This is a genomic window from uncultured Faecalicoccus sp., assembly GCF_944325745.1.
Taxonomy (GTDB): domain Bacteria; phylum Bacillota_I; class Bacilli_A; order Erysipelotrichales; family Erysipelotrichaceae; genus Faecalicoccus.
Genome location: NZ_CALVBG010000073.1, coordinates 1 through 5,179 on the forward strand (window position 1 = coordinate 1; position 5,179 = coordinate 5,179).

5 protein-coding genes are annotated in these 5,179 nt (G+C 43.3%); 3 read left to right on the forward strand and 2 right to left on the reverse strand.

From position 1 onward, the window contains the following. Positions 1–95: 95 nt before the first annotated feature. The gene (gene deoD / locus Q0J48_RS06415) at positions 96–806 is read left to right on the forward strand and encodes a purine-nucleoside phosphorylase (RefSeq protein ID WP_296242652.1); all 711 of its coding nucleotides are present in this window, start codon (positions 96–98) and stop codon (positions 804–806) included. Here the strand turns inward: deoD and Q0J48_RS06420 are convergent. After that, entirely contained in the window at positions 796–1,701 is a 906-nt protein-coding gene (locus tag Q0J48_RS06420; protein WP_296242643.1) for an alpha/beta fold hydrolase, read from the reverse strand. The two genes, deoD and Q0J48_RS06420, sit on opposite strands and share 11 nt — an antisense overlap. Before the next feature lie 175 nt (positions 1,702–1,876). On the opposite strand from Q0J48_RS06420, the gene Q0J48_RS06425 reads away from it, so the two are divergent. Continuing rightward, a complete protein-coding gene (locus tag Q0J48_RS06425) occupies positions 1,877–3,028 on the forward strand; it encodes a DUF349 domain-containing protein (protein ID WP_296242645.1) in 1,152 nt (383 codons plus the stop codon). 28 nt (positions 3,029–3,056) lie between these two features. Here the strand turns inward: Q0J48_RS06425 and rho are convergent, their stop codons facing one another. Beyond that, on the reverse strand, positions 3,057–4,220 hold the full coding sequence (rho, locus tag Q0J48_RS06430; RefSeq protein ID WP_366937071.1) for a transcription termination factor Rho: 1,164 nt from the start codon (positions 4,218–4,220) through the stop codon (positions 3,057–3,059). A gap of 46 nt (positions 4,221–4,266) precedes the next feature. Between rho and Q0J48_RS06435 the strand changes: the two genes are divergently transcribed. After that, positions 4,267–5,179 (forward strand): serine hydrolase (locus Q0J48_RS06435; protein WP_296242649.1); only part of this gene is annotated, 913 nt, incomplete at its 3' end.

Genomic DNA, 5,179 nt, shown 5'->3' on the forward strand with positions numbered 1-5,179 from the left:
CTCTTCCGATCTCCTTAATCGGAAACATTATAGCACGATTACCCTATAACGCAACCCTGCCTTGCCCCAGCCGAAATAGAAAGGAAATGAATCGTATGAGCACACCCCATAATTCAGCCCATCCTGGTGAGATTGCTCCCGTCGTCTTGATGCCGGGAGATCCTTTGCGCGCCAAGGCCATCGCCCAGAAATATCTGAAGGATCCCCTCTGTTTTAACAGCGTCCGCAACATGCTTGGTTATACCGGTACCTATAAAGATCAAAAGATCTCTGTCATGGGTTCCGGCATGGGAATGCCCAGTATCGGCATCTATTCTTATGAACTCTTTCATTTTTATAACGTGGAAAAAATCCTTCGTGTTGGCTCTTGCGGCGCCTATAGTCCGGATCTGTATTTACGAGATGTTTTACTGATCGATTCCGCATGGTCAGAGTCTTCCTATGCCAAAAGCCAATCCAATGATCCAAGATCGATACAGTTTCCAGACACAGAGTTCAATCAGATCATCAACCAAACCGCCCAACATTTAGAGATCCCGTTAAAACACATTCGGATCCATTCCAGCGACGTGTTTTATCATGAAGACGACAAAGCGGCCTGTCTCGCCCAGAAAAATGGCTGTTCTGCCGTAGAGATGGAAAGTTTTGCGTTATTTCATAACGCCGACATCTTAGGCAAAAAAGCTGCTTGTCTTTGTACGGTCAGTGATTCTTTTGTCTATACCGACAAAGAGCTCACCAGCCAAGAACGTGAACAAGATATGGATGCGATGATCCGCTTAGCACTTGAGAGTGTTATTCGTTGATAAAAGTCAACAGATCTTCGATTACCTGCTGCGCCTCTTTTTCCTGAAAGATCTCATGGCGCATATGAAGATACAGTTTCCCCGAAACAAATCGATATCCTACCTGGCAAAGGGCCTTTTGTGCCTTTTGCCATTTTTTGACAGAGCCGATCACAGGATCTTCCTCTCCGGCTAAAAAAAGAATCTTTATATCCGGATTTTTGACTTGCCAGCCTTTTCGATCATAGGTATGTCGGATCATCCAGAACAGATTCAAAAAACCATTCAGGGTAAACGTAAATCCATCCAAAGGTTCTTCATTATAAGCTTTGACATTTTCTTCATTAACAGAAAGCCAGTGATTTTTACCTTGGCCCGGACACTTTGTGTCGTATGCCCCTAAAGCCATTTTTTGGATCAAAGCGCTGCGGTATCTAGAACCATGGATCTTTTCTAGAAGGATGGCGAGCCCGCTACCCGCTATTGCCAGCGGATTGGAAGCCACCGCTCCGCTCAACACTAATTTGGAAATTGTGTCGTCGTACTTTTTAAGATAGAGGCGAGCCACCAGGGTCCCCATCGAATGCCCCAACAAAATCACGGGTTTGTTTGGGGCCTGTCCTTTGGCATATGTCACGATCTCAGCCAGATCTCGCACTAGCTTTTGCGCATGATGATCATCCATGTACCCCAGGTCCTCCAAGCTTTTCACACTTCTTCCATGGCCTCTTTGATCATAGATCAGCGCAACCCATCCGTCTTGCGCTAAGGCACGCATCAGCTTGGCATATCGCTCTTTATGTTCTGCCATCCCATGCACGATCACAACGATCCCTTTGATTTTTTGGGCGGGATTGATTTGATAAATGTCTAAGCTTTGCCCGTTGATCAAAAGCTTGAATTCCATTTCTTTCATAGTCGTCTTCCTTATGACTCTATTGAAACACCCTTCGCAAAAAAATACCATATTTTGGCAAAAATAAAGATAAATTCTTCCCTCTAAATCACATAAAAAAAGTAACGTTTTCTATAGATGAAGGGATTTTTTGTGTTATACTTCATATATGTATCAAAAAGCAGGGGGTGCTAGTATGAACGAAAATTACTTCGAAGAAAAGTACGATGATATGGATGAGGACATCAAAAAGAAAGAAGCCCTTGTAGCCGAGGCGGAATCGAGTCAGGAATTCGACAGCCCACAGGAAGCAAATCGTCATATCAACCAATTGCGTAAAAAATGGCGCCAGATCCATTACTGGGAAAGCGAATACGAGGAAGACCTCAAAAATCGTTTTGAGGCTGCCTTAGATGTATTTTATGCCAAGTATAAAGAAGCTGAAAAAGAAAGCGAAGCGGCAAAACGAGAATTGATTGAAAAGGCAAAAGCTTTGGTCAAATCAGATAACTTGAAACAAGCCACCAAAGACCAGCAAGACCTTTTAGAAGAATGGAAAAAGATTGCCAGCGCCGGAAAAGAACGAGATGATGCGTTATGGGAAGAATTCCAAGCTGCTCGCCAAGCTTTCTACGACCGCAAACAAGAAGCGTGGGAAGCAATGCATGAAAACTTTGAAAGAGCCAAAGAAATCAAAAAAGAATTGATCCAAAAGGCAAGAGCATTGGAAGAATCTTCCGAATGGAAAAAAACTTCCGAAAAATTCCGCACTCTGATGACAGAATGGCGTGAAGCTGGTTTTGCGGGAAAAGAAGAAAATGATTCTCTATGGGAAGAATTCAACGCTTCCCGTCAAAAATTCTATTCTCGCCGCAACGAATTTTATGATTCTCTTCACGAACAGCAAAATGCCAACTTAAAAGAAAAACAAGCCCTGATCGAGCAAGCTCGCGCAATCAAGGACAGTGAAGATTATTCTCGCGAAAACACGGCAACCATGAAAGAATTAGCCGTAAAATGGAAAAACATCGGTTCTTGCGGCAAGAACAAAGATGACAAGATCTGGGCCGAATTCCGTGAAATCAACGATATTTACTTTGACGGTTTAGGCAAAGCCAATGCACAGCGTATCCAACAGCGCCAAGATCGTATGAAAGAGGCTCGTCAGCGCAAGCTCGATCTGATCAACAACCAGAAAAAACAGATCAGCCGTCTGCAGGAATCCATGTATGGACTTGTCTCGGAACAAGAGATGAAAGAGATCGAAAAACAGATTACACAAAAAGAAGAATTCATCCAGGAATTAGAAACGCAGATCGAAGATATCGATGAAAAAATCAATAAATAGAACATAAAAGGCAACTGAGCGTTGCCTTTTATTTATTCGGGGAAGCCAAGATCTGCTGGACCAGGACCTCGTTGGTCTTATAGGTAGAAAATAAACTGAGAATACTTTCGGTCGCATCTTCACTGCCAAGTCGGCTGATGGATTTGCGAATCCGAGATACTGCTTCTTGTTCTGATTTTGTCAGTAACAGATCCTCTCTTCTTGTTCCCGACTTCAAGATATCAACAGCCGGAAAGATCCGGCGTTCTGAGATCGAACGATTCAAGACCAGTTCCATATTCCCGGTTCCTTTGAACTCTTCATAGATCACATCATCCATCTTGCTGCCGGTATCCACTAAGGCCGTCGCCAGAATGGTCAGCGAGCCTCCTTCTTTTTCGCGGGTATTCCGGGCCGCCCCAAAGAATTTTTTTGGGAAATGCAAAGAAGCAGGATCCAATCCTCCTGAAAGCGTACGACCGCTGGTCTGGCTCGTTAAATTATAGGCTCTTGCCAGGCGGGTGATGCTGTCCAACAAAACGACGACATCTTCGCCGTGTTCGACCAAGCGCTTGGCTCTTTCCAAGACCATTTCCGCTACCCGTGTATGGTGTTCAGGTAATTCATCAAAAGTAGAATAGATCACATCGACCCGATCCTGGGCCTTGTGCTCCCGGATAAAATCGCGGAAATCGGTGACTTCCTCCGGTCTTTCATCAATCAACAAGATGATCATCTTAACGGTTCGGGTACGTTTGATGATAGAATTCGCGACATTTTTCAGTAAAGTCGTCTTCCCTGCCTTGGGCGGAGAAACAATCAATCCACGCTGACCTTTTCCAATCGGTGCCAATAAATCGATGATCCGCATTGCCAAATTCCCATCCGGGGTCTCCATATTTAATTTTTTATTGGGAAAGACGGGTGTCAAATGATCAAATTTCTTGCGCCGAAATGCTTCATCCACCGTATGGTCATTGATCGTTTCGACCCGCATCAATGAACGATATCTTTCATTCTCTTTTTTTTCGCGCGGTTCCCCTTCGATCACATCTCCGGTACGAAGGCGTAACGATTTGATTTGAGAGGGAGACACATACACATCATTTTCGGTCGACAGATAATTCTCTCCTCTTAAAAAGCCAAATCCGTCCGGCAATACCTCTAAGATTCCTTTTGTATTTTCCAATTCAGATCCTTCTTTCTCTGACAAAAAGTTTTTTCTTGTTCTATAATAACTAAAAAGGGGTTGAACGTCTATGCCTTCGCGTCAACAAATCACCGCATTTCTTCACCAATATCGCGTGCTTTTAGTTTTGATCGCTTGTTTATTTTTTTTATTGTGTTCCCTGCTGATGATCCATCGAACCGGATTTCAGGATGTCTCTTTGTTTGACCATCATAAGATCTATATCCATGACGACGGTTCAAAAGCTTCTGGCATGACAAAGATCGACAAAAACTGGTACTACTTTGACCCCGATTCTGGTTATATGCATACGGGTTTTTTAGAAACTGATGAGGGGACATATTACTTTGCGGAAGATGGAAAACAAGTCTTTGGCCTCCAAGAGATCAAAGATGAAAGTTACTTCTTTCAAAAAGATGGAACGATGGTCCAAAATGCGTTTTGCGAAATCAAAAATGGCGATGACACCTATACGGCTTATTTTCTAAAAGATGGATCCATGGCCACGGGCGAAGTGGAAATTGATGGTACATTCTATCAATTTGACAAAAGTGGAAAGATCCAGATCAGTACCAAAGAACTGACAAAGCGATTCCAGTCGATCCAATCGAATTACAGCGGTCTCTCAGAGGTGTATTTCAAAGATCTGAAGACCGATACGCTGATTCAAACCGGAAATGATGCGATGTATCCTTGTTCGATCATCAAGATCTTTGTGATGGCTGCGGTTTATCACGAGATCCACGAAGGCAATTTAAAAGAAGATGAATGTAAATCTTATTTGGAAAACATGATCATTCATAGTGACAATACATCTTACAACATTCTGATATCCATGATAGGAAAAGGCAATCCCACCCAGGGTGCACAAAAGGTCAATGAATACTGCACTTCTTTAGGATTGGAACAGACCGGCATTTATCACGGGCTTGTCCCTGGTGAAGGGTATTTTGAAGGAGCTCACGAAAATACGACCACACCTG